Origin of the sequence: Arthrobacter alkaliphilus (assembly GCF_021483235.1) — a bacterium.
Lineage (GTDB): Bacteria > Actinomycetota > Actinomycetes > Actinomycetales > Micrococcaceae > Arthrobacter > Arthrobacter alkaliphilus.
In genome coordinates this window covers 21,679-47,266 of the sequence record NZ_JAKEEC010000032.1, presented here as the reverse complement: position 1 = coordinate 47,266, position 25,588 = coordinate 21,679, and the positions used below count along the sequence as shown (strand labels likewise).

General features: G+C 64.8%; 28 protein-coding genes. 9 read left to right on the top strand and 19 right to left on the bottom strand.

The window, feature by feature from the left end; translation table 11 throughout:
• The coding region (locus tag L0B83_RS17700) for a ClpB D2-like domain containing protein (RefSeq protein WP_504745248.1) at positions 1-473 on the top strand (473 nt) is incomplete at its 5' end.
• Between the two features lie 3 nt (positions 474-476).
• Here L0B83_RS17700 and L0B83_RS17695 read toward each other — a convergent pair.
• From L0B83_RS17695 to L0B83_RS17670, 6 genes are all read right to left on the bottom strand, one after another.
• Positions 477-935, bottom strand: coding sequence for an SRPBCC family protein (locus L0B83_RS17695; protein ID WP_234759863.1), 459 nt, complete (start codon positions 933-935; stop codon positions 477-479).
• Positions 936-1,080: 145 nt separating this feature from the next.
• Entirely contained in the window at positions 1,081-2,079 is a 999-nt protein-coding gene (locus L0B83_RS17690) for a zinc-dependent alcohol dehydrogenase family protein (RefSeq protein ID WP_234759862.1), read from the bottom strand.
• Positions 2,080-2,160: 81 nt separating this feature from the next.
• Positions 2,161-3,216, bottom strand: coding sequence for a zinc-dependent alcohol dehydrogenase family protein (locus L0B83_RS17685; RefSeq protein WP_234759861.1), 1,056 nt, complete (start codon positions 3,214-3,216; stop codon positions 2,161-2,163).
• A gap of 126 nt (positions 3,217-3,342) precedes the next feature.
• Positions 3,343-3,501 carry a hypothetical protein gene (locus L0B83_RS17680; RefSeq protein WP_234759860.1) on the bottom strand — a complete coding sequence of 53 codons (159 nt, stop codon included), beginning with the start codon at positions 3,499-3,501 and terminating at the stop codon, positions 3,343-3,345.
• A 71-nt stretch (positions 3,502-3,572) separates the two neighbouring features.
• On the bottom strand, positions 3,573-3,797 hold the full coding sequence (locus L0B83_RS17675) for a hypothetical protein (protein WP_234759859.1): 225 nt from the start codon (positions 3,795-3,797) through the stop codon (positions 3,573-3,575).
• A gap of 234 nt (positions 3,798-4,031) precedes the next feature.
• On the bottom strand, positions 4,032-4,259 hold the full coding sequence (locus tag L0B83_RS17670; RefSeq protein ID WP_234759858.1) for a hypothetical protein: 228 nt from the start codon (positions 4,257-4,259) through the stop codon (positions 4,032-4,034).
• 122 nt (positions 4,260-4,381) lie between these two features.
• On the opposite strand from L0B83_RS17670, the gene L0B83_RS17665 reads away from it, so the two are divergent.
• Positions 4,382-5,866 (top strand): MFS transporter, encoded by a 1,485-nt coding sequence (locus tag L0B83_RS17665; RefSeq protein WP_234759857.1) that lies wholly within the window; start codon positions 4,382-4,384, stop codon positions 5,864-5,866.
• Between the two features lie 27 nt (positions 5,867-5,893).
• Here L0B83_RS17665 and L0B83_RS17660 read toward each other — a convergent pair whose 3' ends face one another.
• Together L0B83_RS17660 and L0B83_RS17655 are read right to left on the bottom strand one after the other, a co-directional pair.
• Positions 5,894-6,322, bottom strand: coding sequence for an Hsp20/alpha crystallin family protein (locus tag L0B83_RS17660; protein ID WP_234759856.1), 429 nt, complete (start codon positions 6,320-6,322; stop codon positions 5,894-5,896).
• Positions 6,323-6,711: 389 nt separating this feature from the next.
• On the bottom strand, positions 6,712-7,395 hold the full coding sequence (locus tag L0B83_RS17655) for a hypothetical protein (protein WP_234759855.1): 684 nt from the start codon (positions 7,393-7,395) through the stop codon (positions 6,712-6,714).
• Between the two features lie 167 nt (positions 7,396-7,562).
• On the opposite strand from L0B83_RS17655, the gene L0B83_RS17650 reads away from it, so the two are divergent.
• Positions 7,563-7,955 (top strand): nuclear transport factor 2 family protein, encoded by a 393-nt coding sequence (locus L0B83_RS17650; protein ID WP_234759854.1) that lies wholly within the window; start codon positions 7,563-7,565, stop codon positions 7,953-7,955.
• Between the two features lie 19 nt (positions 7,956-7,974).
• On the opposite strand, the gene fdxA is transcribed toward L0B83_RS17650, so the two are convergent.
• The 8 genes from fdxA to L0B83_RS17610 form a co-directional block, all read right to left on the bottom strand.
• Positions 7,975-8,292, bottom strand: a complete 318-nt coding sequence (gene fdxA / locus L0B83_RS17645) for a ferredoxin (RefSeq protein WP_234759853.1) — start codon at positions 8,290-8,292, stop codon at positions 7,975-7,977.
• Between the two features lie 6 nt (positions 8,293-8,298).
• Entirely contained in the window at positions 8,299-9,774 is a 1,476-nt protein-coding gene (locus tag L0B83_RS17640; RefSeq protein WP_234759852.1) for an aldehyde dehydrogenase family protein, read from the bottom strand.
• 45 nt (positions 9,775-9,819) lie between these two features.
• Positions 9,820-10,605 carry an SDR family oxidoreductase gene (locus tag L0B83_RS17635; protein WP_234759851.1) on the bottom strand — a complete coding sequence of 262 codons (786 nt, stop codon included), beginning with the start codon at positions 10,603-10,605 and terminating at the stop codon, positions 9,820-9,822.
• On the bottom strand, positions 10,605-11,537 hold the full coding sequence (locus tag L0B83_RS17630; RefSeq protein WP_234759850.1) for a dihydrodipicolinate synthase family protein: 933 nt from the start codon (positions 11,535-11,537) through the stop codon (positions 10,605-10,607). The genes L0B83_RS17635 and L0B83_RS17630 overlap by 1 nt, the downstream gene beginning before the upstream one ends.
• Positions 11,538-11,594: 57 nt before the next feature.
• Entirely contained in the window at positions 11,595-12,401 is an 807-nt protein-coding gene (locus L0B83_RS17625; protein WP_234759849.1) for an enoyl-CoA hydratase-related protein, read from the bottom strand.
• Positions 12,398-13,639, bottom strand: a complete 1,242-nt coding sequence (locus L0B83_RS17620) for a CaiB/BaiF CoA transferase family protein (RefSeq protein WP_234759848.1) — start codon at positions 13,637-13,639, stop codon at positions 12,398-12,400. Before L0B83_RS17620 ends, L0B83_RS17625 begins: the two co-directional genes overlap by 4 nt.
• Complete coding sequence (locus L0B83_RS17615) at positions 13,636-15,018, bottom strand: FAD-dependent oxidoreductase (RefSeq protein ID WP_234759847.1); 1,383 nt, start codon at positions 15,016-15,018, stop codon at positions 13,636-13,638. Before L0B83_RS17615 ends, L0B83_RS17620 begins: the two co-directional genes overlap by 4 nt.
• 221 nt (positions 15,019-15,239) lie before the next feature.
• The gene (locus L0B83_RS17610) at positions 15,240-15,848 is read right to left on the bottom strand and encodes a helix-turn-helix domain-containing protein (RefSeq protein ID WP_234759846.1); all 609 of its coding nucleotides are present in this window, start codon (positions 15,846-15,848) and stop codon (positions 15,240-15,242) included.
• Positions 15,849-16,389: 541 nt separating this feature from the next.
• On the opposite strand from L0B83_RS17610, the gene L0B83_RS17605 reads away from it, so the two are divergent.
• From L0B83_RS17605 to L0B83_RS17595, 3 genes are all read left to right on the top strand, one after another.
• On the top strand, positions 16,390-17,694 hold the full coding sequence (locus tag L0B83_RS17605; RefSeq protein WP_234759845.1) for an MFS transporter: 1,305 nt from the start codon (positions 16,390-16,392) through the stop codon (positions 17,692-17,694).
• A complete protein-coding gene (locus tag L0B83_RS17600; protein WP_234759844.1) occupies positions 17,684-18,148 on the top strand; it encodes a cytidine/deoxycytidylate deaminase family protein in 465 nt (154 codons plus the stop codon). Before L0B83_RS17605 ends, L0B83_RS17600 begins: the two co-directional genes overlap by 11 nt.
• A gap of 147 nt (positions 18,149-18,295) precedes the next feature.
• A complete protein-coding gene (locus tag L0B83_RS17595) occupies positions 18,296-18,553 on the top strand; it encodes a DUF6458 family protein (RefSeq protein WP_234759843.1) in 258 nt (85 codons plus the stop codon).
• Positions 18,554-18,611: 58 nt separating this feature from the next.
• Here the strand turns inward: L0B83_RS17595 and L0B83_RS17590 are convergent, their stop codons facing one another.
• Entirely contained in the window at positions 18,612-19,865 is a 1,254-nt protein-coding gene (locus L0B83_RS17590; protein ID WP_234759842.1) for a serine/threonine-protein kinase, read from the bottom strand.
• 313 nt (positions 19,866-20,178) lie between these two features.
• Here L0B83_RS17590 and L0B83_RS17585 point away from each other — a divergent pair, with 313 nt between their 5' ends.
• From L0B83_RS17585 to ligD, 3 genes are all read left to right on the top strand, one after another.
• Positions 20,179-20,745 carry a hypothetical protein gene (locus L0B83_RS17585; RefSeq protein WP_234759841.1) on the top strand — a complete coding sequence of 189 codons (567 nt, stop codon included), beginning with the start codon at positions 20,179-20,181 and terminating at the stop codon, positions 20,743-20,745.
• 179 nt (positions 20,746-20,924) lie between these two features.
• Entirely contained in the window at positions 20,925-22,751 is a 1,827-nt protein-coding gene (gene ggt, locus L0B83_RS17580) for a gamma-glutamyltransferase (protein ID WP_234759840.1), read from the top strand.
• Between the two features lie 64 nt (positions 22,752-22,815).
• The gene (ligD, locus tag L0B83_RS17575; RefSeq protein WP_234759839.1) at positions 22,816-23,838 is read left to right on the top strand and encodes a non-homologous end-joining DNA ligase; all 1,023 of its coding nucleotides are present in this window, start codon (positions 22,816-22,818) and stop codon (positions 23,836-23,838) included.
• Between the two features lie 158 nt (positions 23,839-23,996).
• Here ligD and L0B83_RS17570 read toward each other — a convergent pair whose 3' ends face one another.
• Positions 23,997-24,245, bottom strand: a complete 249-nt coding sequence (locus L0B83_RS17570; protein WP_234759838.1) for a hypothetical protein — start codon at positions 24,243-24,245, stop codon at positions 23,997-23,999.
• 207 nt (positions 24,246-24,452) lie between these two features.
• The gene (locus L0B83_RS17565) at positions 24,453-25,574 is read right to left on the bottom strand and encodes an NAD(P)/FAD-dependent oxidoreductase (RefSeq protein WP_234759837.1); all 1,122 of its coding nucleotides are present in this window, start codon (positions 25,572-25,574) and stop codon (positions 24,453-24,455) included.
• Between the last annotated feature and the right edge of the window lie 14 nt (positions 25,575-25,588).

The window sequence follows — 25,588 nt, the reverse complement described above, 5'->3', positions numbered from 1 at the left end:
GCGTGGCAACGGGCTTCCAGTCCGGCACGGACACCACCACCAGCTACAACCGGATGCGGGCGCGGGTCACGGAAGAACTCAAGCAGCAGTTCCGTCCCGAGTTCCTCAACCGCGTCGACGACGTCATTGTCTTCCCGCAGCTCACGCAGGACGAGATCATCGAGATCGTTGACCTCATGATCCGTCGTTTGGAACAGCATCTGGCTGACAAGGACATGGGGATCGAGCTCACGGACGCGGCAAAGGTCCTCCTGGCCACCCGTTGCTACAATCCCGCCATGGGTGCCAGGCCGCTGCGCCGCACCATCCAGCGCGAGATCGAGGACCAGCTCTCCGAGAAGATCCTCTTCGGCGAGCTGCACCCCGGCGACATCGTGGTGGTCGGCGTGGACGGCGAAGGCGACGACGCCAAGTTCACCTTCGAGGGCAACACCAAACCGCGCATCCCCGACGCGCTGCCCGCCGTGGGCTAGGAGCTACTCAACCTCGCCGCGCCACCCTCCGGTTTCGCTGCCGCGCGACTCGATGAACTCCTTGAACTTCTTCAGGTCGGCCTTCACCTGCATCTCGTCGACTTGGAGCGCGGCTCCGGCCTTTTCGACGGCGGTTTCGGGCGCCCATTCGAAATGGACCTTGACGTGCGTGTGGTTGGCGTCCAGCGGGGAAAACCTCACAATGCCGGCGTGCGATTTGCCGTCAATGCTGCGCCAAGCAATCCTGTCGTCAGGTACCTGGTCGACGATCTCCGTATCGAAGGCCCGTTCCACGCCTCCTACCTTGGTGACCCAATGATTGGTCGTCTCGCTCAACTGGGTGACGGATTCCACCCCGGACATGAATCGGGGAAATGACTCAAACTGCGTCCATTGGTTGTAAGCCGTGCGGACGGGGACGTCCACGTCAATGGCTTCTTCAACTTCTTCAAACTTTTGCATCTTTCCTCCTCGCTCGCTTGCTTGTGCCGGCCGCGGGGACTGCCCTCCGGTAACCAGCCACTCTTGAACGTTAAGCCTGCTGATAATCCAAGTCCAGACCTCATCCGGGACGCCGGGCTGCGTAGTTCAGAGTCTGACGACGGCCTCAGACTGTCAGGACGGCCGCCCCCGTAACCCGGTTGGCGGCCAAATCCCGGAGCGCCTGATCAGCCTCGGCCAATGGATACGCCGTGTTGGTAGGAACCAGCGGGATCTCCGCGGCCAAGGACCAGAATTCTTCGCCGTCCGCCCGGGTATTGGCGGTGACGCTGCGGAGCTGGCGCTCATAGAACAGATCGGCGGAATAGTTCAACGGGGGTATGTCGCTGAGGTGGATGCCGGCAATGGCCAGGGTCCCGCCCCGGTCCAATGCCCTGAGGGCGGAGGGGACGAGGTCGCCGACGGGGGCGAAAAGAATGGCCGAGTCGAGTGGGTCTGGGGGAGATTCGTCCGCGTCGCCTACGAACACGGCGCCCAGTCTGCGCGCCAGTTCGCGGGCCGGCTCCGAACGGGTCATCACATAAACCTGTGCCCCTTGGTGGCGCGCCATCTGGGCCGTGAGATGGGCGGATCCTCCGAAACCATAAATGCCCAGCCGGCCGCCCGGCGGAACGGCGGCCCGTTTGAGCGCCCGGTACCCGATGATGCCCGAGCACAACAGGGGAGCTGCCTGTTCGTCCGCAAAGCGGGGCGGGATGGCATACGCGAAATCCTCATGCACCGTCAGGTGCTCGGCATAGCCGCCGTCCCGGTCCCACCCTGTGAACACGGGGGAGAGGCAGAGGTTTTCGTCGCCGCGGCGGCAAAACGCGCAGCTCCCGCAGGTGCCGCCCAGCCAGGCCACTCCGACCCTGTCACCGTTCCGGAACCTGACGCAGTCCGCGCCCGCTTCGCTGACTATTCCTACCGCTTCGTGGCCCGGGACCACATTGGGCCTCCGGGGGGCGAGATCACCCTCGGCCAGATGCAGGTCCGTGCGGCACACCCCGCAGGTCCGGACACTGACCAGGAGTTCCCGCCGCCCCGGCCGGGGATCGGGCCGTTCGCCCCAAACAAGCGGCCCGGATTCAATCGGACCTGGTTCCCGGACCCACCATGCACGCACCTATGGATTCTCCCGCCGTTCCCGCGCGCACGCCATAGTTTGCCCCTTTACACGCAACACGCGTCCGGTGCTGTCCTGGCCTCAGGGAGTGAGCAGGACCTTGATGGAGCGCCGTTCATCCATGGCGCGGTAGGCTTCGGGCGCTTCTTCGAGCGGCATCACGGTGTCGAAGACCCGGCCCGGATTGATCTTTCCGTCGAGCACGTCCGCGAGCAGTTCAGGGATGTACGTGCGTGCAGGGGCCATCCCGCCGGCAATCGAAACGTTCGTGTCGAACAAGTAGCGCAGCGGGGCTTCGGCTCCCCCTGTCGGGACGCCGACAAAACCCAGGGCGCCGCCCGGGCGGACACTGTGAAGGGCCTGCTCCATGGATTCCTTGGTCCCGACACACTCCAACACCGAGTCGGCCAAAACGCCTCCCAACAACTCGCGGACCTTGGCGACGCCGTCCTCGCCTCTTTCTTCGACAATGTCCGTTGCGCCGAACTCGAGGGCAATCGCCTGGCGGTCGGCGTGCCGGGACATCGCGATGATCCGTTCGGCCCCGAGCCGCTTGGCCGCGAGTACGCCGCACAGCCCGACGGCGCCATCGCCGACGACGACGACCGTCCTGCCGGGGCCGACCTTCGCCGCGAGGGCGGCATGGTGCCCGGTGGCCATCACGTCGGAGAGGGTCAGCAGGCTCGCGCGGAGGGCGTCGTCGGGCTCCGTGACGCCGGGGACCTTGACGAGCGTGGACTCGGCGAGCGGTACCCGCACGGCCTGGCCCTGGCCGCCGTCGATCGCGTGCCCGCTGTCGTCTTTACCGCCCCACCCTGCCAAATGATCGCAAGCAACGGTGACGCCGTTCACGCATTGCGGACAGGCCCCGCAGCTGACCACGAAGGGCGCAATGACGAAGTCGCCGACCGCCAGGGCCGTGATCTTGTCGCCGATGCTTTCCACCGTGCCGATGAATTCGTGTCCGATGGCCGAAGGCTGGCGGGTGGGCTTGACGCCCCGATACGGCCACAGGTCGGATCCGCAGACGCAGGAGGCGGAAACTTTGACAACGACGTCGGTGGGCAGCTGGACCGTCGGGTAGTTGCGGTCTTCGACACGGATGTCGCCAGGACCGTGGATGATGGTGGCGCGCATGGGGGCTCCTCGAATGGTGGTTGATGGGCTCGAAACGAGTCTATCCCCGGCCCCCACGGTCTTGTACTGACCGGTAGCCCCCGCATGGCTTCGGCCCCGGCTTGATCGCTTTGCCTTTCGGGGGCCTCATTCTTCGTGGAGTTTTTCCCGTGCCTCGCGTTGTTGGCGTTCAAGCTTGGCTTCCGCTTCGGTCCGCCGCTGACCGACGATACGCATCTGATGGGTGGTCGGGTTTTCGTGGCCGACAGCGGGGGACGCGAGCTCTTGGTCTTCGTTTTCGCTCATATGAGAATCGTCCCACCGGGCGGCGGCGTGCAAAAGGGGTGCGCGCGGTCGCGGGCGCACACTGGCCGTCGCTACATCAGCCACTGGACCGAGACATCCATGGCAAGTAGGGCGTTCGTCAGCGGTGCAAGTATCGATTGGTCGGCTTCCATGCGGTGCAGCGTCTCGAGGAATTCATCCACCTGGCTGTTGGTGAATCCGCCGGCCCGGAGTTGATGGACCGCAAGCTCGATATTCTGCTTCCGGGTGTTGCTGAACCGCGGTGTTACCTCCGGCTTTACCGATTCCGAATCCATCGCCTTTGCTTGCCCCCAATTGTTCGCCGTCCGTCGGACGCTCCCGCAAAGCTTATTCCTGCATTCCGAATGCTACTATCTCGCGGCGGAACTGGTGCAATGGAGCGCTCGAGCGGGAACTAGGCGAATTGAAGGAGGGCCTGCCTGTTGTGCCTCAAAGCGCGTAGATAAACTTGAGGAGCGCCGGAGAGACGCAAAGGTGGTGGCGCGAAAGGCAGGATCATGCCCGGCAGCTTAAGTCGGCCGAACCGTGTTTTCTTCAGCCTTGGCCCGGATGAAGTTCAGATCCTCGGGGGAGAGGCTGACCTGGCTGTGCTGGTCGGCATCCGGGACAATGCCGGTTTCCTTGTGGATTATCTCCGTGAGGGTCCGCGGCAAGACCACGCACCCCGGGTTGTCGATGAGCCAATGCTGCGTTTCGGGGCTGAGCTTGTCCCAGTGGTCCCTGATGTTCATCTCCATGATGACGCCTATCTGAGTCGGTGCAGGGATAAATGGTGGGTGCAGAGGAGAAAGGCCGGCGGGGCCGGCCCCTGAAACGTATTTAGGATACGCCGCGGAATACGGGAAGGACAGGCCCGGATATGGCAACTGAAAGCGATGGCGTAGGCTTCCGTTCCAAACGGGGGCCGATCTTGGTAGCGCTGATGGTCTCGAGCGGCCTTGTGGCGATTGATGCCACGATCGTGGCCACTGCGGTCCCTTCGATCGTCCATGAAATCGGCGGGTTTTCCTCATTCCCGTGGCTCTTTTCGGCCTACTTGCTCGCACAGGCCGTCTCGGTTCCGGTCTACGCGAAGCTCTCCGACATGGCGGGCCGGAAGCCCATCATCCTCACTGGCATCGGACTCTTCCTGCTAGGATCGGTCCTTTGCGGGCTGGCGTGGAGCATGCCGGCGCTGATTGCCTTCCGCGTGGTGCAGGGCTTGGGCGCCGGCGCGGTGTTGCCCGTCGCCATTACCATCGCAGGCGATATCTATACAGTCGCCGAACGCGCGAAGGTGCAAGGCTACCTCGCAAGCGTGTGGGCAACGTCCTCCGTTGTCGGCCCCACGCTGGGCGGGGTGTTCTCTTCGATTGGAGCCTGGCGCGGAATCTTCCTGGTCAACATTCCGCTGTGCCTCGTGGCTGCCTGGATGCTGGTTCAACGGTTCCAGGAGAACGTCGAACGGATAAAGCACCGCGTTGACTATCTTGGAGCCGCTCTTCTCACTGTCACGTTGACCTTGACCATCCTCGGCGCACTGGAGGGCGGCCAGGCGTGGGCATGGGATTCTCCGATCAGCATCGCGGCGTTCGCGGTTGGCGCAGCTTTGTTCGTCGCCTTCGTCCTGGTTGAGCGCCGGGCAGCTGAGCCTGTCCTTCCGCCGTGGGTTGTTTCGAGGCGCCTCCTCGCCACCACCGCCCTGATCTCCTTCGGCGCCGGTGCGATCGTGCTTGGCCTGACTTCGTACGTTCCGACGTTCCTTCAAGGCGCGCTTGCTGTGTCGCCCTTGGGTGCCGGCCTCTCATTGGCGGCATTGACAATCGGCTGGCCGATCAGCGCCTCGCAGGCGGGCCGCTTCTACCTGCGGATCGGGTTCCGGGCAACTGCGCTGATCGGAATCACGATCACCGTCATCGGTTCCGCGGTCCTGGCCGTGACGGCCTACACTCCGAACCTCGTGCTCGTGGCGGCAAGCTGCTTTGTCGCGGGACTCGGACTCGGGCTGCTTGCAACCCCGAGCCTGATCGCCGCCCAGTCCAGTGTCGAATGGCACGAGCGCGGAGTGGTGACGGGCACCAACCTTTTTGCACGATCCATCGGCAGCTCACTGGGCGTCGCCGTATTCGGCGCTGTGGCCAATGGAATCTATGCCGGCAGCCCAGGAGGCGGGAAGAATTCGCAAGCAGTCGTCCTGGCGTCCGGGGCAGTATTCCTCGCAGTGCTTGTGAGTGCTGCGCTCACCGTGGTCGCCGTCCTCGCCATGCCTGCGACAGCTCCGACAACCACGGCGTCCGAGCACAAACAACCCGCCCGCCGCCTCCAGAAGGTACGGCGGGTCAACGGGCGGGACGCAGCGCCTTAAGCCGATTCCGTTGCAGGCTCCCAGGAGCTAGGTTGCCTCGCGGCCTCCCGTCCGGACAACGCGGATCCTCGTGGACTGCGGCTCCGACTGTTCGGGGACTTGGATGCGGATTTCCAGGATGCCATCCTCATACGTTGCGACGATGCCGTCCTGGTCCACTCCCCGCGGCAACGGGATGCTGCGGGACCGTTCGCCGTAGTGGAACTCTGTGCGGTAGCCGATCTTGCCAACGCGGTCGTCATCCTCATAGCGCCGCGCATCGATGTGCAGTCTGTCGTCGGCAATGCTGATGTCTACGTCGGTCTCCGGGTCGATTCCCGGCAGCTCCACCCTGACGACGAGAGTGTTCCCCTCTTGGTATTGCTCGACGCGGAGCGAAGAGTCCGATTGGCCTTGAAGAAAGCGCCGGACGGGTTCCGGGACTTCGAGTCCGCCGCGTCCGAAAAGGTTGTCCATGATGACCTCCTGTTGGTAGCCGGCTACCGGCCGATGGGCACGTGCCGGGATGGAAAAAACCTACGCTCACTACGGTCCCGTGGATAGCCCCTGGCTCCGGAGAGGCGGGTAGCCGCCGCAGAGGGACCCGCACTCTTGACGCCCGTTACGCGGGGTCGGAAACTTGGCGTAGGAGGCGTGCCGTGGGTAATTTACCGTGGATGTTGGTGCTGCTCATCCCGTCACTGGGCTTCTTCTTCTTTCTGATTTATGCAAATATCCGCTTGTCGGCCAGGCGCAAAGCGCTGGGGTTGCCTCCGCTGGGGGTGACTCCACATCGTAGGACCCGGCGCCGGAAGCATCACAGGTACGTCATCATTCATCGTGTCCGGCATTGAGGTGCCTTCCTGTCAGCCTTGATGGAAGTCCGGCGCCTTCGGAGCATCGAGGATTCCCGAGATCTTCTCTTCCAACGCCGCAATGGTCGCTTCCGGCAGGACAATCAGGCCATCCAATTCGCGCCGGGCGCGCTTGTACGCCGTCTGCCGTTCGGCAGGAGTCGCCGCATTGTCCGACGCGATCCGCAGCAGCTTCCGGGCGGTCGCCAGCCGCTCACGCTCGGGTCCCGTGAAATTGCTGTCCTTGATGCGCCGCGCTTCCCGCTCCGCCACATCGAACGCCACCTCGTAGCCGACGACGGCCGCGCGATACTCCGCCAGCCGGGCCGCCGTCGTGATTTCCCCCGGGGTTGCCGGGCGCAAGCCGTCTGCCTCCCGCTTGGCCCGAAGAAACGCAACGGTGAGCGGTTCGCGGACATCCGACATCACGGGAAAGTCGATGAGCTTGGCGACGTCGAGTTCGTAGTCGAGCCAACGCCGGTTCACTGCGTCGTGTGCCTCCCGCACCCGCAGGACCTCGGCCTGGCTGGCCTGCTCCGCTTCCGCAGCCCGGTTCTTGAGCTGATAAATCTCCACCCGACGGCGGTGCCGCCGCGCGCTGGCCCTGGACCACGACCGGGCCCACCCGCCCGCGAGTCCGCTCAGCGGAAAGATCAGCCACCAGGTGTGGCTGAGAAATTCGAGGAAGGGATTCACCGCTTCATCGTCCCACCGGCCCGGACCTGTCTCAAGAGGGCCGGCCTCGTGCCGGTAACCGCCTTTCCGGGTCCCGCAAGCTGAGCTTTCCCATCGACAGGCACCCCGGCCAGGAATAGCCTTAAGCCGTCCCATTGACCGACGAGGATGACGGAGAGGTGTCCGACATGGGAGCTACAGAAAACGCCGAATTGATCCGGCGGGGATATGAGGCCTTCAACGCAGGAGATCCGGTGGCACTACGCGATCTATTCGCTGAGGACGCAGTCTGGTACGCAGCCGGAAGCGGCTTACTGTCCGGGACCAAGCAGGGACGCGACGCCATCCTGGCGTATTTCGGTGAGCTGGCGACGCGTTCCGAAGGAACCTTCCAAGCGACGCTTGAGGACGTCGTTGGTGGAGAAACCCATACAGTCGGGCTCCAGCAGAGCCGCGCCCAGAGAGACGGAAAAACCCTGGACATGGCAACGGCCATTTCCTTCGTGCTCCGCGACGGCAAGGTGGTGGAAGGCCGGGAATTCTTCGAGGACACGGCCAAGGCAGACGACTTCTGGACCTGACCACGCAGCCCGCCCAGCATCAGGCCGTCATGCGCGCCGCCAGGACCACCGGATGGTCCCGTCCGAGATTCCCCAGCGCAGCTGCTCCTTGCGGGGATCCGAGTTCCTCGAAGAACTCGGCGTTGGCCCGGACATAGTCCGACCACTCATCGGGGACATCGTCCGAATAGTAGATCGCCTCTACCGGGCAGACGGGGTCACAGGCGCCGCAGTCCACGCATTCGGACGGATGGATATAGAGTGACCGTTCGCCTTCGTAGATGCAGTCCACGGGGCATTCGTCGATGCAGGCTTTGTCCTTGACGTCCACGCAGGGCTGCGCGATCACGTAGGTCATGGCGCCCTACACGCCGCTGTAAACGGTTTTACCCCACGTGAAGAAGTCCAGTGCGGACTTGCCTTGTTCGCGGAAGGTGTTGGTGGAGGAGTCCTTCACACCGCCAAACGGCACGTTCAGGTCCAAGCCGGCGGTGGGACGGTTGACCTTGACCACTCCCGCTTGCGCCCGCGCGGCGAAATCCGTGGCCATGGCCAGCGAATCGGTGCAGATGCCCGCGGTGAGGCCGTAGCGCGAATCGTTGATCGCGGCGAGTCCGGCCTCGTAATCGGGGACCTCCAGGACCGCGACGACCGGCCCGAAGATCTCCTCGGTGACGGCAGCGTCGTCAAACGCAATGTCGGTGAGCACGGCGGCCGGGAAGAGCAGCGCACCAGAGGCGTCGCCGTCGTACTCTCCGTGAAGGAGGGTTGCGCCGCGTTCGACGGCGGTGCGCACCGCGGCCTGGTCCTGCTCGAACTGCTGGCTGCTCACCACAGCGCCCATTTTGGCGCCGTCGAGTCCGTCACCGGCGGTATAGCTGGCGGCCTCCGCGACGAGGGCTTCGAGGAACGCGTCGCGGATGCCCGGGGTGACATAGACGCGGGACGTTGCGGTGCATGCCTGGCCCGTGAGTCCGAACGCGCCGGCCGCGACAACTGCGGCGGCCTTCAGCGGATCGGCATCGTCGAGGACCAGAACGCCGTTCTTGCCGCCCATTTCAAGCTGGACGCGGGCGCGGCGGGCGTTCAGGATTTCCTGGAGTCCGAGCCCTACCGCGGTGGATCCGGTAAAAGACAGCCCGGCGATGCGGGGATCGCGTGCCAGCGCGTCTCCCACCACGCGGCCCTTTCCGTGGACCACGTTGAAGACCCCGGCGGGAAGCCCGGCGTCCTGAAGTGCGCGGGCGAGGTGGGTCGCGGAGAGCGGGGTGAGTTCGGCCGGCTTGATCACCACCGCGTTGCCGCTGATGAGTGCGGGAGCCGCCTTCCATGCCGGGATGGCGATGGGGAAGTTCCACGGGGTGATGAGTCCGACGACGCCGAGCGGCTCGCGCCGGGTGGTGATGGTGGTGTCCGGGAGCCCGCTGGGAAGGACTTCGCCCGTGGCGGCCCAGCCGAGGGAACCGAAGAAGCGCAGGACGTCCGAGGCGCGTTTGACCTCTCCCTTTGCTTCGGCGAGGGTCTTGCCTTCCTCGCGGACGAGGTCCTCGGCGATCGCATTTTGGCGTTCTGCGAGCAGGTTGCCGGCGGTCAACAGGATGGCGCCGCGGGCGGGGGCGGGCAGGGTTGCCCAGGCCGGCTGGGCGGCGGCAGCGGCGGTGATGGCCGCGTCGACGTCGTCGGCGGTGCCGCGCGGGGACAGGGCAGCGAGTTCATCCGGGCGGGCCGGGTTGACCCGCTGGATTTCGGGCTCTCCGGTCCATTCGCCGTTGATCAGGTGCTGCGCTGCGGCAGCCTGCTGGCGGGCCGAAGTCGGGAATTCAGTGGCGGTGGAAGTCATGGTAGTCCTTTGGCTTAGCGGTTGGTTTGGGGGGGCGGTCAGGGCCTAAAGGCTCCGGATCAGGCCCCCGTCGCAGCGAAGTGCCACGCCGGTGATGTAGGAAGCGGGGGCGCTGCAGAGGAAGGAAGCGGCGGCGCCGAACTCCGCCGGCTCGCCATAGCGACGGGCCGGGATGGTCTTGCGCGATTCGAGTTGGATTTCCTCCGGGGTGGTGCCGCGCCGTTTGGCCGCCGCCCGGTCCAACTCGGCGACGCGGTCGGTGGCGATGCGTCCGGGCAAGAGCATGTTGACCGTAACGGCGTCGAGGGCCACCTCCGCCGCGAGGGTCTTGAGGTAGCCGGCCAAGGCCGCGCGGCCAGTGTTGGAAACGGCCAGGTTGGGCAGCGGAGCCGCAACACCGCTGGATCCGATGGCCAGGATCCGTCCCCAGCGCCGTTGCCGCATCCCCGGCAGGATTTTCGAGACAAGCGCGTGGTGCGGCTTCACCAGCAGCTCGAACGCGGCCGCGATGTCGTCGGCGCCGAGGCCCGCGGCCGCCCCGGGCTTGGGACCCGGACCGTTGAGTACCAGGATCTCGATGGGTCCGAGCAGTTCCACGGCACGTTCGACGGCGGCGGCCACGCCGGCCTCGGTACTCAAGTCGGCCTCGACAGCCACTGCGTCCTGGCCGTCTGCCTGAAGCTCCGCCGCAATCTTCCGGGCCAGCTCGCCCCGGCGGCCGGTGATGGCAACCCGGGCGCCTTCCGCCGCGAGCCCCCGGGCGACGGCCAGTCCCAGCCCTCCTGTGGATGCGGCAACGAAGGCGGTCTTGCCGCTGATTCCGAAGTCCATTAGGGCCTTCCTGCTGCGTGTACGGCGTGGGTAAAGGAGAGGTCCAAAGCGCGGACGGCTTCAGCCAGGTGCGTGAGCATTCCGTCCCTGAGGACCTCGGGGAATGGGGCCGCGGGCGATCGGACGCCGGAGTCCTTGATCAAGCCCCGCTCGCGGAAGCACTCCTTCCGGACCGCCAACGCAATCCGGGCCTGCTGTTCGAAGTTGATAAGCGGCAGGTAGGGCAACAGCGCGTCCCGGGCGGCGTCGTAACCGCCCGAGTGCCAGGCGCGGACGCAGGCTACGAGCGCTTCCGGGTAGGAGAAGCCCGTCATGGCGCCGGCTGCGCCCGCCGCCAGCTCGTCAAGCAGTCCCTGGCCTCCGAGCCCGCCGAACACGGAGACATCGACGGCGGCCGACAGCTCGGCGATGGCCACACTGGTGGGCGGAGCCTCGGCCTTCACCGCGACAACGAACTTGCAGGCCTGGACCACGTAGGTGAGTGCTTCCGTGCTGATGGTGACACCGCTGGCCACCGGGTAGTCCTGCAGGACGATCTTGGCCCCGGTGGACTGATGGATCGCGTTAAGGTGCGCGACGACCACCTCCGGGCGGGCCGAATTGACCTGCACCATGACTGCTGCGAGGCGGTCTCCGGCCACGGCCTGGGCAGCGCGGATTTCTTCGACTGCCGTGCCCGTGAAAAGCGAGGTTACGCCTACCACGAGCGGCAACCTGGTTTCTTCGACGGCCACTTCCAGCGCCAGGCTGCGCTCCGCCGCTGTCAGGGCGGCGGCCTCGCCGAAGACACCCAGGACGGTCAGCCCGGTGGCGCCGATGGCTTCATAGTGCTCCACCAAACGGGCGAGGCTGTCGGTGTCGACGTCGAGGCTGCTGCCCTGGAATGGTGTTGCGACGACGCCCCACACGCCGGGTGCTAGTGCTTCCCGCATTGGATTGTCCTTCCGTTCGTGCTGAAATTCGGTGTCTTGCATGGCTTCGTGCTGTGGTTAGCGTCCGGGCCAGACGGGCGCGCGCTTTTCCTGGAAGGCGCGTACGCCTTCGGCGGAGTCTTCGCTGTCGAGCGCGGCCATGAGTGCCGGCAGCCTGAGGCCGCGGGCTTCCGCGGCGCTCAGGTGGCTGGTCCTGCTGACCATTTGTTTGACTGCGCGGACGGAGCTGGGTGCGCAGGCGAGGATCTGGTCCAGCCAGCGCTGCACCGCGGCGTCGAGCTCCTCTGCGGGAACTACTTCGTTCACCAGGCCCATCGCTTGCATTTCCGCGGCTTCGGCCTTGCGGCCCGTAAGGAGCATGCCCATCGCTTGGGTGTAGGGGACGCGGCGCACCAGTTGGTGGATGCCGCCGTCGAGCGCCAAGCGTCCGACGCGCGGTTCCGTGAGGCCGAAGCGGGCCGTGTCCGCAGCGATCACGATGTCGGCGCCGAGGACGATCTCCATTCCGCCGCCCAGCGCATAGCCGTTCACGCGGGCGATGACCGGAATGTCCAGGCTCGTCCGCAGGCTCAGCCCGCCGAAGCCATTGGGGTCAAGTTCCGTCCAGTACTGCAGCCCGGTCTTATCCACCGCCGAGGCTGACATGTCGGCTCCGACGCAAAACGCCCGGGTTCCGGCGCCCGTGATGACGACGGCGCGCACGTCGGGATCCGCCTCGAGCCGGGTCCAGATCCCGTTGAGCCGTTCCTGGGTGGTTCCATCGACGGCGTTGAGGACGTGCTGGCGGTCGATCACCACTGTGGCGACGTGGTTTTCGATGGTCAGGGTGACCTGGTCGACCTTCTTTTCGGCAACAGCGCTCACCGGAGCACCCCCAATTGCTGCAACCGCTCGATGGTTTCGGCGTCGAAGCCGTTCTCCAGGAGGACCTCCACGTTGTGTTCGCCGAGACGGGGCGCCACGCGGCGGACGGAGGGCGGGGTAGCGGACAAGCGGATGGGGGCGTTGAGCATCTTTACGGTGCCGACGCCCGGGTGCTCGGCTTCCACGATCATGCCGTTCGCTTCTGTCTGCGCATCGGCCAGTGCCTGTTCCAAGGTGTGGACCGGCGCGTTGAGGAGGCCGTGGCTTTCCAGCTGGTTGGTCCAGAACTCGGTGGTGTTGGTGGCGAACCGCTCCCGGAAGATGGCCTGGAGGGCCGGCTTGTGCTTGAACTGCTGTTCAAGATTGGCGAACTCCGGCCTCCGGGTGAGGTCCTCGTCCAGATCGAGCGCTTCGGAAATGCGGGCGAGCGGGTCGGGGGTGAACCCGCCCACCATGCAGACGGCGCCGTCGGTGGTTTCAAAGACGCCGCTCAGCGGCATGGCGCCCCAATTGACTTCGTAGCCGCGGTTGAGCTGCATGCAGGCTTCTTGCATTTGCAGGTGGAGCATCGAGTCGTACATCGTCACCTCGACCTTTTGTCCGACGCCGGACGCCTCCCGGGTGCGCAAAGCGAGCAGGATGCCCTGCATGAGGTGCATGCCCGTGATGTAGTCGCACAGCGTGGTGGGGTAGATGGACGGTTTGATGTCGTCCGACTCGCGCCGCCACATGACGCCCGAGTAGGCCTGCGCGATGGCATCCTGGCCGCCCTTGTGGGAGTAGGGCCCCACCGGGCCGAAGCCCGTCCCGGACGCCCAGATGATGCCGGGATTTTCGGCCTTGAGTTCCTCGTAGCCGAAGCCCATCCGTTCCATGACGCCGGAGCGGAAGTTGCTGACCACAACGTCCGCGTCGGCCATCAGGCGACGGAGGACGGCCTTGCCCTCGTCGGTGCGGGTGTCCACGGAAACGCTGCGCTTGTTCCGGTTGATGGACAGGAAGATGGGGTTGTCCTGGCCATCCTTGTCGGGGAACGAGTTGCGCGAGATGTCCCCGGCGCCGGGGCGTTCCACCTTGATGATGTCCGCGCCATAGTCGCCCAAAAGCTGCGTGCAGGACGGACCCATGAACACCTGGGTGAAGTCCACGATCTTGATGCCGTCGAGGGGGAGGGGCAAGGGCGAGGCGGCCGCCGTCGTGGTTTCCTCGAACTCGTCGAGAAGGGTGTCGGTGTTCATGCCCCCACCACTACTTCGCTGTCGACCGTAGCGTTCGACGACGGGACGTCGCCCGGGTCGGCACCGTGCCGCCGCATGCCCTGCTGGATGTCCAGCGCGGAGACGTCGCGGACAAGCGTGCCGTTCCCGACGGCCAGCGCCGCAGCGACGCCGACTGCCTGGCCCATGGCCATGCAGGGCGGAATCTCGCGGGACATCTTCTGCGCTTCCGGGGTGGCCGAGTAGTGGCGGCCGGCCACCAGCAGCTGGTCCACTTCCTTGGGAAGCAGCGAGCGGTACGGGTAGTAGTAGTCGCGGCCGCGGGCCACGGTGTCCGCGAAGTGCCGGCGGGACGTAACGTCGTCCTTCGTCATCACGTATTCGCCCTCGAGCAGGCGGGTCTGCCGAACGCCCATCTGGGAGGCGACGTCGAGCATGTAGCAGTTCTCGAAGCCCGGCAGGTGGGCGCGGACGTACTCCACGGCCTCAGTGATGCGGTCCCGCGCGGCGAACTCGGCGGCCGTCATGTCTGCCGGGTCCACGCCGTCGTACCCGGTCATGTGGGGAGCGTTGCACCAGACCACGCCGTCGATGGGTGTCTTGAGCCACCATAGTTCCCAAGCGCCGCCGAGGAGGCGCTTGATGGTGCGGTTGATGGCGCGGGCTTCCTTCGGGTTGGCCTGTTCGAAAGCCTCCGCGGCGGCCGTGTCTACGTTTCCGAGGCGGAAGACGAGGGTGGTGAGGTAGCTGTCCTTGATGTGGCTTGCGCCCGCACGGGAGGCGACGTCGATGTCTCCGGTGGTGTCGATGACGATGTCCGCCATGAACGCCTGCGGGCCGGACTTGGTCTCGCAAATGACGCCCTTGATGACGCCGTTGTCCACGATCGGGCGGGAGAACCATGAGTGGAGGCGGAGGTTGACCCCGGCTTCGCGGACCAGGTCGTTGGAGACGCGCTTCCAGCCGTCGGGATCGAAGGCTGCGGCATAGCAAATCGGCTTGGGGTTGGTGTGGGAGTGGAAGTCGAAGGTGCCGAAGCGGCCCCATTTGTTCCAGAGCTCTTCGGAGGTCCGGCGGTCATCAGCAGGCGGAACTATCGCCAAGCCGAGCTTCTGCAACCGTTCCACGTACTCCGACACGATGCCTGTGACCGTGATTTCCTGGCCGTTGATCATGTCATCGAGCACCAGGACCATGCCTCCGGAGGCAAGTCCACCGAGGGAAGAGTAGCGCTCCAGGAGCGTGACGGAGACGCCGGACCGTGCTGCGGTAACGGCGGCGGACACGCCGGCGGGCCCACCACCCACCACGAGGACGTCGGAGCGGGAGATGACGGGTGCGGTGAGGTCCGCCGTGGTCGTACTGAGTTCCACTGACGACGGGGTGGCAAAGGAGTTCATGGTCGAGGATCCTTACTTCCCGGCAGGCACGCCGTTGGTACGGTTGCCGGGGTATAGACGGAGTGCCCAGGTGGAACCGCAGCGACGTACGCAGCCGTTCGGGCCTGGCGGAGGGCATGACGAGTAGGGGTCCCGGGGGACCCGCGAAATCGGGATGTTTGCGCACGGACGTCCCAGGGTCCGTACGTGCATGGGAGCGCGCGGCGGCTAGCGCGAGCTGGTCACCATACGTGGGGGGCGTTGACCCAGATTGCTACGCATACCTCTTCGTAGCTGTTTTTGTACCAGTGAGGCGTATCCGAGGAGAAAGTGATCGAATCGCCCGCCTCAAGCGTGTAGCACTCACCGTCGAGGAAGATGTCCTTCCTTCCCTGCAGGATGATGCCGAACTCCTCGCCGCTGTGGCGGAAAGGGGTGGCGCTGGTGTCGTGGCCTGGCGGACTCACGATCCATTGGGCCTCCAACGCGCCATTGAGATCCGGGGTCAGGAGTTCATAGACTGCCTCTCCCACGGACTTTTTGGTGACGCCTTTGAGGTTTCGCCGCTCGGACTTGCGGACAACCGGCGATCTGGTTTCTTCCTGGCCGAGGAAGAACTTCCCCACAGGAATGTCCAGGCCATGGGCCAGTTGCGCCAAGGTGGTGAATGACGGGTTGGCCAACCCACGTTCGATCTGGCTGACGATCGCCGGACTGAGGCCGGTGATTTCCGAGAGTTTGGACAGGGTCATCCCCTTGTCCTTGCGCATCGTGCGGACCTTGTTGCCGACAGTTGCCAGGAGCGCGCTCGTGCCGGCGGGTGTGGACGCCGTAACGATCTCGTTTGTCATGATCCCAGCTTTCTCTCGGTGAGCTGACCCACATAACTATAGTGAAAAAATTTAGCGGATCAATGGTTTGGTGAAATTTTCTCGGCGCCGGCCTTTGGTGACGCCGGCGGGGCGGCGGCCTCTTCGGCGCGGCCAGGCTATTTATCAAAAAGCATTGACCTGGTGAATATCTTCAATATAGTTATGTGAGTCGCATCACGTGGGGAAGGTTGCAACACGATCACGGACGTTGGAGCCTCAGCCTTCTGGCGGAAGGTCCAACCCGGCCCCACGTCCACTCTCGTGTTTCCCTTACTGATCCTGCGGCACCCAAGCAAGCCATCCACGCTCCCGCTTACCGGGCTGGGTGTCTCCGTTTGCTTCAAAGCGCTACGAAGAGGCACGCGTAGCTATCTGGGCTAACTCGCTTCCCATGAGGTGAGCTGGTCCGGCCCTGCCGGACCAAGCCAAAATGATAGTTTCGATCATCGTCCATTCCCTTGGATGCTAACGGTGATCCGTACCCTCACGCACCGCAATGGTGCGGAGGAAGGAAAGAATCATGACTGACACAGTCGTCAAGAAGGGCCCGGAGAGCGCCCGGAAATCCCGGCTTTCCCCGGAAATACGCCGTGGGCTGCTGGGCCTTGGACTCGGGAACACCCTTGAGTGGTATGACTGGATGGTCTTCGGACTCCTGTCGGCTTTCATCGGGCCAAAGTTCTTCCCGTCGCAGGATCCCACTGCGGCCACGCTCAACGCCTTGGCGGTCTTCGCCGTCGGGTTCGCCTTCCGTCCGCTGGGCGGCGTCCTGCTCGGCACTTTCGCAGACCGGATCGGCCGTCGAAGGGTGATGCTCTGGTCCACCATGATGATGGCAATCACCACCCTCATCATCGCCCTCTGTCCGACCTACCAGCAGATCGGTGGCGCGGCCGGCATGATCCTCCTGCTCTGCCGCATCGTGCAGGGCATCTCCACGGGTGTTGAAGCTCCGCTTTCCACTGCGCACGCCGTCGAGCTGGTTCCCGCGGGACGTGAAGGGTTCGTCGCAGGCATCATCTCTTTCTTCGTCAACTCGGGCATTCTCCTGGCCTCGCTGGTCAGCTATCTGTGCAGCCTGATGCTCAGCGGGGCCGTCATGGGCGACTGGGGCTGGCGTGTTCCGTTCGTTGTGGGAGCGGTTTTCGGTTTCGTAGTCGTCTACCTTCGCCGGACCCTTCCGGAGACCATGCGCCCTGAGGAGCTTGCGGAGAACTCGTCCCAAGCGGTTTGGGGCGGCGTGCGCAAGCATTGGCTGAGCGTGCTGGCAATCACCTTCGTGGTCGGTGCAGCGCAGGCCTACAACTACGCCTGGAACACCGGCCTGCCCACCGCGGCACGCAGTGCGTTCAAGGAAGACGCCACCGCTGTCTTCGCCCTCACCACCGTCCTTGGCGTGGTCCTGGTTGTGGGCAGCCTTGCGGTCGGCAAGTTCGCCGACGGAAAGTCGCTTTCCAAGTGGTTCCTGATCACGCGCGCGCTGTCCATTCCGTCGGTCTTCCTGATGCTGATGTACGTCCGTCCGGGCGTCGGCGGATTCGCGGCGGTCCTTCTGGGCGGTTCGGTTGTCCTGGTCCTGAACATGACCCTGTACAACGTCGTCAGCAGCTCCCTGATGCCCAAATCCTGCCGCGGCGCGGGTACTTCCCTGGGTTACGGGATCGGCGTGGCCGTGTTCGGCGGAACGGCTTCCTACCTCTTGGTCTGGCTCCAATCCCTGAACGCAGCATGGATCTTCCCGGTCTACGTGGCGGTGCTGTCGGTGTTGAGCATTGTGTTCTACGTGCTGGCGCGACGGAAGAGCGGCATCTTCATTGGAAGCTAGGAACGGCATCTCGTTTGACCTGAGCCGGTCCGACGTGGAGCTCTACAACGCGGCCCGCCAATTGCTCCTCACCGCGCACCACAGCCAGAATCATCGCGTCGCCGCCGCGATGCGGGGTGCGTCGGGGGCGATCTACCTTGGCCTTCACATCGGCTCCAAACGAATCAACGTGTGCGCCGAATCCAGCGCCCTCGCCAACGCCCGCATGGCACAGGAAACCTCGATTGAGTCCACGGTTGCCGTCAGCATGGACGAACAAGGGGAACCGCAGGTTACCAACCCCTGCGGCGTCTGCCGGGAGCTGCTGCGGAACTACGGAGCCGAGGCGACTGTGCTGGTTGATGCCGGGGGAGAGGTCGGAACAGTCGGTCTGGCGGAACTCTTGCCTTATCCCTGGATGCGGGCAACCGAGACAGAATGGACCACGCAACCGCCGGAAGCCGTGAAGACATAAAGAGGCCAGGAGGCTTTGCGACACGCCGGGCTGGATTCCGCGGCATGTGGTTGCCGGACAGGGGTTGGACGTGTAATTTCGGCTATGCAAAGCACGCTTAGCAATACCCGCCACCGCCGGGTCCGCGGTTAAGCAGGAGGTACACCAGTGGGTATCGGATCATCCATCTTCCTTATCGCCGTGGGCGCCATTCTGGCCTTCGCGATCCCGGGAGATGTCGTGTCATTCATCGACCTCCATATGGTCGGTTACATCCTTATTGTTGTCGGCATCATCGGCTTGATCGTTTCCCTCTTCGTGTTCGGCCCGCGCCGGACCCGTCGAATCAGCGAAAGCCGCGCCACAGTGGACCCCGTGACGGGAGACCGCATCGTCACAAGGGATACCCGCGACGGCGGTATCTAGGAAAGCAAGAAAAAGGGAGGGCCGGCATTCACATGCCGGCCCTCCCTTTTTTGATGTCCTAGCCGCCATTTCCCTTCCCGTTTCCTTTATGGTGCGCTGGCGGCGCCGGCGCTACAGGAACCGGCGCGACCGGGACCACGGGCGTCGGTGGTTCAACGCTTGGTGGCGGCGTTTGCGTGGGGGTGCTGCTCGGCGTCGGGGTGGTGCTGGGCGTCGGCGTGTCCGAGACCGACGGGGCCGGGGCGGCAGGAGCGGCCGGCTGGATTGCGCTCACGCCAACGATCACCAACGCAGCGGTGAGAAGTGCTGCGCCACCGGCCCAGGCCCTTCGGCGCGCCCGGCGGGGCGGTTTCGGCCCTGACGGGCCCGTTTCCACCTCGGCTGCCTTGGCTGTGCGGGGCGGGCGATCGGGCATACGGGGAAGGTTCTGCGTGGGTGCAGCCATCCCCGTCGCCGCGGGAACGCCCGAACTGAAGGCATTCCGCAGTGCTCGCTCAACCTCCAGCCCGCCGGGCCGTGCGGAGGGCTCAGTGGCGGTCATGGCAGCGAGGAGATCAACCCATCGCGGCCCGAGGGCCGCCGGCACGCGGGGAGGCCGGTGGAGCCGGGCAGCGGCCGATTCCATGCTGGTTCCCGGATACTCGAGCTTTCCGGTGAGGCATTCGAGGAGCACAAGACCGAGGGAATAGATATCGCTGGCCGGTCCAACGGCAGAGCCGGTGGCTTGTTCCGGGCTCAGGTAGGCGGCGGTGCCCACCATGGTGCCTGTAGCGGTCAGGCGGGTTTCCTCGATGATGCGCGCGATTCCGAAATCGGTCAGCTTGGCCCGGATGGGGAATCCGAGGGGCACCCCAGGCAGGAGGATATTCGCGGGTTTGATATCCCGATGGATGATCCCCCGCCCGTGGACGTATTCCAGGGCAGACGCCAGCTCCGCCCCTATGTGCGCTACCTCCTGGGGCGTCAGCGGCCGGTCCCGCAATCTCGCGTACAGGTCCGGACCATCAATCAGTTCCATGGTCAGGAAGGTCCGGGCATTCTCCGGGTCCCGATGGTCTGTGCCGGCGTCGAAGAGGGTCACGAGCGACGGATGATCGAACGTCGCAAGGAGCCGCATCTCGTTTTCATGGCGGGCAAGCTCGTCCGGCCGGCCCAGCAGGGGAGCGAAGAGCTTGAGCGCCACGTCGCGGCCCAGCCTCTCGTCCTGCGCCCGGTACACCGATGCGGTAGCGCCGCGGCCGATCAGCGTTCCCAGCCTGTATCGGCCCGCTATGAGGGCGTCGCTGTCGCCAGTGCTAAGGCCTTCCGGCACGGTTTCACCTCGCATTCTTAGAACCGACGGAGTCCGTACACTCCGGGCCCTTTGCCGGGACGATGGACATTCCTCCCCATAGGGTAATCGTCCGCGGCCGAGGGAAAGGTACGAATTAATAGAAAGTAGCCTTATGAAGTGAATAACCGGTGAACAAACGCCCGACCTTCCCCCCAAAGGGCTGAAATTGGCCCGCTCCTGTGCCTACGTTGGTGTCGGGAGCTCCGGTTACCGGAGCGCGCGGTGAGGCAACCGCAACCCAGTCCGTGAAATATCCAATGAGCAATCAAGAAGAGAATTCCGGAGGTCTCCAATGCCTATTCTGACCAGCTTTGCAGCCAGTAAAGCCGTGATCACCATGATCACCGCGGGCGCCATCGCAGCGGGAGGCGGCGCCGCCGCCTTCACCAGCATCACCACGGCAGAAGTGCCGGCCCCGGCGTCCACCGCATCCGCCAGCCAGTCGCCGTCGTCCGCTCCGGTTACCCCGGCCGCTCCGACAACCCCGGCCGCTCCGACGACTACGGCCCCGACGACGGCGGTGCCCCCTGTGTCGGCACCCGAGACGAAGGCCCCGGCGCCATCGTCCCCCGCTCCCGCCACCGAGGAGCCGAAGGAACAGGAGCCCAGCGCTCCGGCTCCCGTCCCCGCTCCGAGCTCGCCGGCACCGGCGCCCAGCCAGGCCGCCCCTTCACTCGAAACCCACGCGGTTGAAACCGCCGGTGACGACGACGAAACGAAGGAAGCCAGCGACAACGACGCCGACCACAAGAAAGTGGACCACGAATCCAAGGGCGAGGATCACGAGTCCAAAGGCGAGGATCACCACAAGGCCGGCGCTGCCCACACCGGGCACAAGTCGGACGCCGGCAAGCGCTAGGGGTTCCCAGCCAGCCTGAAGGCTGGCTCCAGCGCGTGTCTCCAAGGAGCGGGAGGGCCAAGCCGGCCCTCCCGCTTTTTGCGTGTCAGCCCCTGTTTCCTGAACCCATTGAGCGCCGTACCCGTGAAGAGTAGGGTGGCCCCACCGCCAACTCGTACAACTTCGATCGGGGACATATCATGCCACGCCTGAGACTCCGACTAGCCACCATGACGGCCGTACTCGCCCTCGGAGTGACGAGCGGCGCGATCGCCAACCCGGCCTTCGCCGACCCGCGCCAGATTGACAAGACGGCTACCGCCACCGGCTACGACGGTGCCGTAAGTACGGTTGATCCTGAAGCATCCGCTGCGGCCATCGAGGTCCTCCGCAAGGGCGGCAATGCCGTTGATGCCGCCGTCGCCGCGGCCGCGACCCTGGGCGTGACCGAACCGTACAGCGCGGGGATCGGCGGCGGCGGATATTTCGTGTTCTACAACGCGAAGACCGGCAAGGTCAGCACGATTGACGGCCGCGAGACCGCCCCGGCGGCAATGAGCCATGACGCGTTCATCGACCCGAAGACCGGCAAGCCCTACAACTTCACCCCGGAGCTCGTCACGAGCGGCGTCTCCGTCGGCGTCCCCGGCACCGCCGCCACGTGGGAACGCGCCCTCGAGCGGTGGGGCACACTGAGCCTCGGCGACGCCCTCCAGCCGGCCATCAAAGTCGCGACAAGGGGTTTCGTGGTCGATCCGACGTTCCGCCAACAGACACTCGACAACAAGCTGCGCTTCCAGGCGTTCAGTTCCACGAGCCAGCTGTTCCTCCGCGGTGGCGACGCACCCGCCGTCGGCAGCATATTCCAGAACCACGACCTCGCCGCGACGTACCGGCTCCTCGCGAAGCAGGGCACCAGCGCCTTCTATAGCGGTCCACTCGCAGAGGAAATAGCGGCAACCGTCCAAGCCCCGCCGAAGACCAGCAGCACCACCCTGCCCGTCCCGGTGGGCCATATGACTGCGGCGGACCTGGCGGCATACGAAACCGTTGACCAGGCGCCCACCCACGTCGACTACCGTGGCCTCGACGTTTATGGCATGGCCCCTTCCAGCAGCGGTGGCACAACGGTGGGCGAGGCACTCAATATCCTGGATGGCTTCAATCTTTCGGAGATGTCGAAGCCGGCGGCCCTTCACCACTACTTGGAGGCGAGCGCACTCGCCTTCGCCGACCGTGCCAAGTACGTGGGCGACCCGGCGTTCATTGACGTCCCCACAGCCGCGCTCACCGACCCGTTGTTCGGCAAGGAGCGCGCGTGCCGGATCGACCCGCTTCACGCGGCCACGAAGCCCGTCGCACCGGGGGACGTGTCCGCTTACGACGGCGTGTGCCCGGCGTCGGCGGCTGCGCCCGCCCGCGAAAAGGACACCGAGAACATCTCCACCACCAACATGACGGTCGCCGACAAGTGGGGGAACGTGGTTGAGTACACGCTGACCATCGAGCAGACAGGCGGATCAGGCATTGTGGTGCCGGGGCGCGGGTTCCTGCTCAATAACGAACTGACCGATTTCTCGGCCGTCTACAACGCAGCGGATCCCAACCGGATTGATCCCGGGAAGCGCCCGCGTTCGTCGATGTCGCCCACCATCATCCTCAAGGATGGCGCGCCGTTCCTCGCCTTGGGTTCACCTGGCGGATCGACGATCATCACCACTGTGTTGCAGACCATTCTGAACAGGGTGGACTTGGGGATGAGCATCTCCGACGCTATTGCCGCGCCGAGGGCATCCCAACGGAACACGGCCTCGGTCACGGCCGAGCCGGACTTCATCGCAACCTACGGGAGCCAACTGACGCCGTACGGCCACAAGTTCACGCCATCCGGTGACGCGTTCACGTCGGCAGCGGAGATCGGTGCAGCGACGGCCATCGAATTCAGGGACGACGGGCTGATGATCGCGGCCGCCGAGCCGGTCAGGCGGGGCGGCGGTTCGGCGATGGTGCTCGAACCGTCGCGGTGACCGTGGCGCAGGGAATCCCGCCAGGCTGCTGACACCGGGCGAGGAGCCGGGGTAGCTTGTGACCATGGCTACCGAAGCAACCACCCTCACCGTTGACGGGCCGAACGGTCCCCGCGAGATGCGGATCTCCAGTCCAAGCAGGGTCCTCTGGCCCGAGCTGGGACTGACCAAGCTGGATCTCGCGCGCTATATCGTCGATGTCGGGGACGCATTCATCGCTGCGAACGGCGATCGCCCGGTCTCGCTGCAGCGCTTTTCGGACAATATTGACGGCGAACAGTTCTTCTCCAAGAATCCGCCGAAAGGAACGCCGGAGTTCATCCGCTCCGTGAAGGTTATTTATCCGAGTGCGCGCTCGCATCCCCAGTTGGTCCTCGATGAACCTGCTGCCGCTGTGTGGGCGGTCCAAATGAATACCGTGGTCTTTCACCCGTGGCCTTCACGTGCAGAAAATACGGACAACCCGGACCAGCTGCGGATCGACCTGGACCCGCAACCCGGCACAGATTTTGACGATGCAATTCCAGCGGCACGTGAACTCAAGAACGTCTTGGCTGAGGCTGGGCTGACCGCTTTCATCAAGACGTCCGGAAACCGGGGCCTCCACGTCTACGCCCCGATCGAGCCATCTCATGAGTTCCTGGACGTAAGGCACGCCGTGATCGCCGCCGCACGGGAGCTTGAACGACGGATGCCGGACAAGGTCACCACGGCATGGTGGAAGGAAGAACGCGGTGAACGGGTGTTCGTCGATTTCAATCAAGCCAATCGTGACCGCACCATAGCCGGCGCCTACAGCCCGAGGGCCCTCGGCCATGCTCCTGTTTCATGCCCGATCACGTGGGACGAACTTGGGACGGTCGATCCCAAAAGCTTGACCATCCTCTCCGTGCCGGACAGGTTGAAAGCCATTGGCGATCCGTGGGGTGCGATGAACTCAGAAGCGGGGAAGATCGACGTCCTGCTTCAATGGTGGGAGCGCGACGTCGGTGCCGGGCTGGGTGAGATGCCGTTCCCGCCTGACTACCCGAAGATGCCGGGCGAGCCGATGCGTGTCCAGCCGAGCCGGGCGCGCAAGCAGGACTGATTGACAGGCCTGGAAGGTGGCCCCGGCAGGCGATGAGTGGAACAATTGGAGCTGGACCAAAACGGCCGGCGGCGCATCTTGCCTGCTGAGACCCAGGTGAGTCCCCCAGTGCGCCGTCGGTCCCTTGTCGTCGGTCTCTTATGCCGCGACGCGGCGGGTCAACTGCCGCTCGCCCGGTTCATGAGGTGCTCAAGCAGTGCCAGCTCCGGGAATCCGGGGTGCCTGGCGATGCTTGCTCTCAGTTTTGCGCGAAGGCGTTCGCCACTGGGCTCGGTCCCGCTGAGGACTTCGTCGATGATTTCCTGAGCCTGCCCGCGAAGGGCCGCAAGGCTGTCGATGCGGTCACCCGGAACCAGCACGGGTTCCGGCTCGGCAAGTGGGTCTTGAGACTCCAAAGGTTCCGACACTGCCAGCTCCTGATGTTTCATCCCGGCAAGTCCCACGTACGTTCGGATTCGCCCCCATCCACTAGATAATAATAAGGGTGACCGGATTGTTCACCCCTAGATATTCGGGACAGCGAATTTGGCGCGGAAACGGCCGTTTGTGACGCGGAGCCGACACCGGATGGCTGGGCCCGTTCTCCCGGGCGCCAGCCATCCTGCCAAGTCGCCTTAGGAGAATCTCCCGGGGCGGAAGGTGGAGAGCATGGGGTGTTTTCTTCCCGTGAGGATTTCACCCGCCAGCAGTTCACCCACGATGAGGCCGAGCGTCGCTCCGGAGTGCGTGAAGGCGACAAAGCAGCCCGGCACTTGGCCGAGTTCGCCGAGAACGGGCTCACCGTCGCCCGGAATGGGCTTATAGCCGATTTTCCAGGACGCCGGCTTGAGTTCGGGGTTGCCTGCGATGAGCTTGGACCCCTCGTCGGCGAGCTCCTGGACGATGCCGTCCGGGATGCTGAACGAACCATCCTCGTGTTCGGTGATGTGCTTTTCGTGCCAGTCGTGGTCCAGCGCAAGGGTGTTCCCCGGATTCGGCCGGACGGCCGCGCGCGGGGTGTTCATGACTGCCCTTACTTCGTGGTCAACAGGTTTGGTCAGCACCAGCATCGAGACAGGGGAGCCGTTCGGGATGACGACGCCGAGCGGCGCGACGACCGCAGGGGTTGCTGCGCCGCAAGCCACGAGAACGGCGTCGGCCCGGTACGTCTCGCCGGCGGCTGTCTCGACGCCGGTGGCACGGCCGCCGTCGACCATGACGGAAGCCTTGCCGGCGTTGAGGACGAGCCGGCCACCGCGTGCATGGAATTCCTCCATGAGGAAGTCGATCAGATCCGGCAGGCTGACCCAGCCTTCGCCCGGGTTGAAAATGGCGCACTCGGGCACTGCGCCGGCATTGACGCCGGGCGTAGCGAGTTCAATGTCCTCAGCCTGCAGGAGCCTGGAGTCATACCCCACAGACTTCTCGTAAGCGTGGCGGGCTTCCGTGGCGTCATGCTCACCCGCGCGGTTCCACATCAGGCCGCCACCGAATTGCAGCCATTCCCGGCTGGGATCGGCGGCGAACAGGGTGCGGTATCGGTCGATGCCGGCGAGGCGTAACTGGTGGTACGGCGTGGAGCGTTCCCCGGCGGAGTTCAGCCAGGAGAGCGAGCGGCCGCTGGCTTCGCTGGCCAGGCCTTTTTCGCTGAGCAGGACTACTGACGCGCCTTCGCGGAGCAGGTTGACGGCTGAGGAGACTCCGAGGATGCCGCCGCCGATGACGACGACATTTTTCGTAGGGGGCATGGAGGACATGGCTGTCCCTTTCG

What these genes read in the sequence shown, in the direction of transcription:
- L0B83_RS17615 (WP_234759847.1), bottom strand. Translation starts at nt 15,018, where the DNA reads ATGAACTCCTTTGCCACCCCGTCGTCAGTGGAACTCAGTACGACCACG.
- L0B83_RS17685 (WP_234759861.1), bottom strand. Translation starts at nt 3,216, where the DNA reads ATGCGCGCCACCATCATCCACGGTCCTGGCGACATCCGTGTCGAAGAC.
- L0B83_RS17640 (WP_234759852.1), bottom strand. Translation starts at nt 9,774, where the DNA reads ATGACTTCCACCGCCACTGAATTCCCGACTTCGGCCCGCCAGCAGGCT.
- ligD (WP_234759839.1), top strand. Translation starts at nt 22,816, where the DNA reads ATGGCTACCGAAGCAACCACCCTCACCGTTGACGGGCCGAACGGTCCC.
- L0B83_RS17630 (WP_234759850.1), bottom strand. Translation starts at nt 11,537, where the DNA reads ATGCGGGAAGCACTAGCACCCGGCGTGTGGGGCGTCGTCGCAACACCA.
- L0B83_RS17680 (WP_234759860.1), bottom strand. Translation starts at nt 3,501, where the DNA reads ATGAGCGAAAACGAAGACCAAGAGCTCGCGTCCCCCGCTGTCGGCCAC.
- L0B83_RS17695 (WP_234759863.1), bottom strand. Translation starts at nt 935, where the DNA reads ATGCAAAAGTTTGAAGAAGTTGAAGAAGCCATTGACGTGGACGTCCCC.
- L0B83_RS17635 (WP_234759851.1), bottom strand. Translation starts at nt 10,605, where the DNA reads ATGGACTTCGGAATCAGCGGCAAGACCGCCTTCGTTGCCGCATCCACA.
- L0B83_RS17665 (WP_234759857.1), top strand. Translation starts at nt 4,382, where the DNA reads ATGGCAACTGAAAGCGATGGCGTAGGCTTCCGTTCCAAACGGGGGCCG.
- L0B83_RS17650 (WP_234759854.1), top strand. Translation starts at nt 7,563, where the DNA reads ATGGGAGCTACAGAAAACGCCGAATTGATCCGGCGGGGATATGAGGCC.
- L0B83_RS17660 (WP_234759856.1), bottom strand. Translation starts at nt 6,322, where the DNA reads ATGGACAACCTTTTCGGACGCGGCGGACTCGAAGTCCCGGAACCCGTC.
- L0B83_RS17620 (WP_234759848.1), bottom strand. Translation starts at nt 13,639, where the DNA reads ATGAACACCGACACCCTTCTCGACGAGTTCGAGGAAACCACGACGGCG.
- L0B83_RS17675 (WP_234759859.1), bottom strand. Translation starts at nt 3,797, where the DNA reads ATGGATTCGGAATCGGTAAAGCCGGAGGTAACACCGCGGTTCAGCAAC.
- L0B83_RS17610 (WP_234759846.1), bottom strand. Translation starts at nt 15,848, where the DNA reads ATGACAAACGAGATCGTTACGGCGTCCACACCCGCCGGCACGAGCGCG.
- L0B83_RS17670 (WP_234759858.1), bottom strand. Translation starts at nt 4,259, where the DNA reads ATGGAGATGAACATCAGGGACCACTGGGACAAGCTCAGCCCCGAAACG.
- L0B83_RS17565 (WP_234759837.1), bottom strand. Translation starts at nt 25,574, where the DNA reads ATGTCCTCCATGCCCCCTACGAAAAATGTCGTCGTCATCGGCGGCGGC.
- fdxA (WP_234759853.1), bottom strand. Translation starts at nt 8,292, where the DNA reads ATGACCTACGTGATCGCGCAGCCCTGCGTGGACGTCAAGGACAAAGCC.
- ggt (WP_234759840.1), top strand. Translation starts at nt 20,925, where the DNA reads ATGCCACGCCTGAGACTCCGACTAGCCACCATGACGGCCGTACTCGCC.
- L0B83_RS17585 (WP_234759841.1), top strand. Translation starts at nt 20,179, where the DNA reads ATGCCTATTCTGACCAGCTTTGCAGCCAGTAAAGCCGTGATCACCATG.
- L0B83_RS17605 (WP_234759845.1), top strand. Translation starts at nt 16,390, where the DNA reads ATGACTGACACAGTCGTCAAGAAGGGCCCGGAGAGCGCCCGGAAATCC.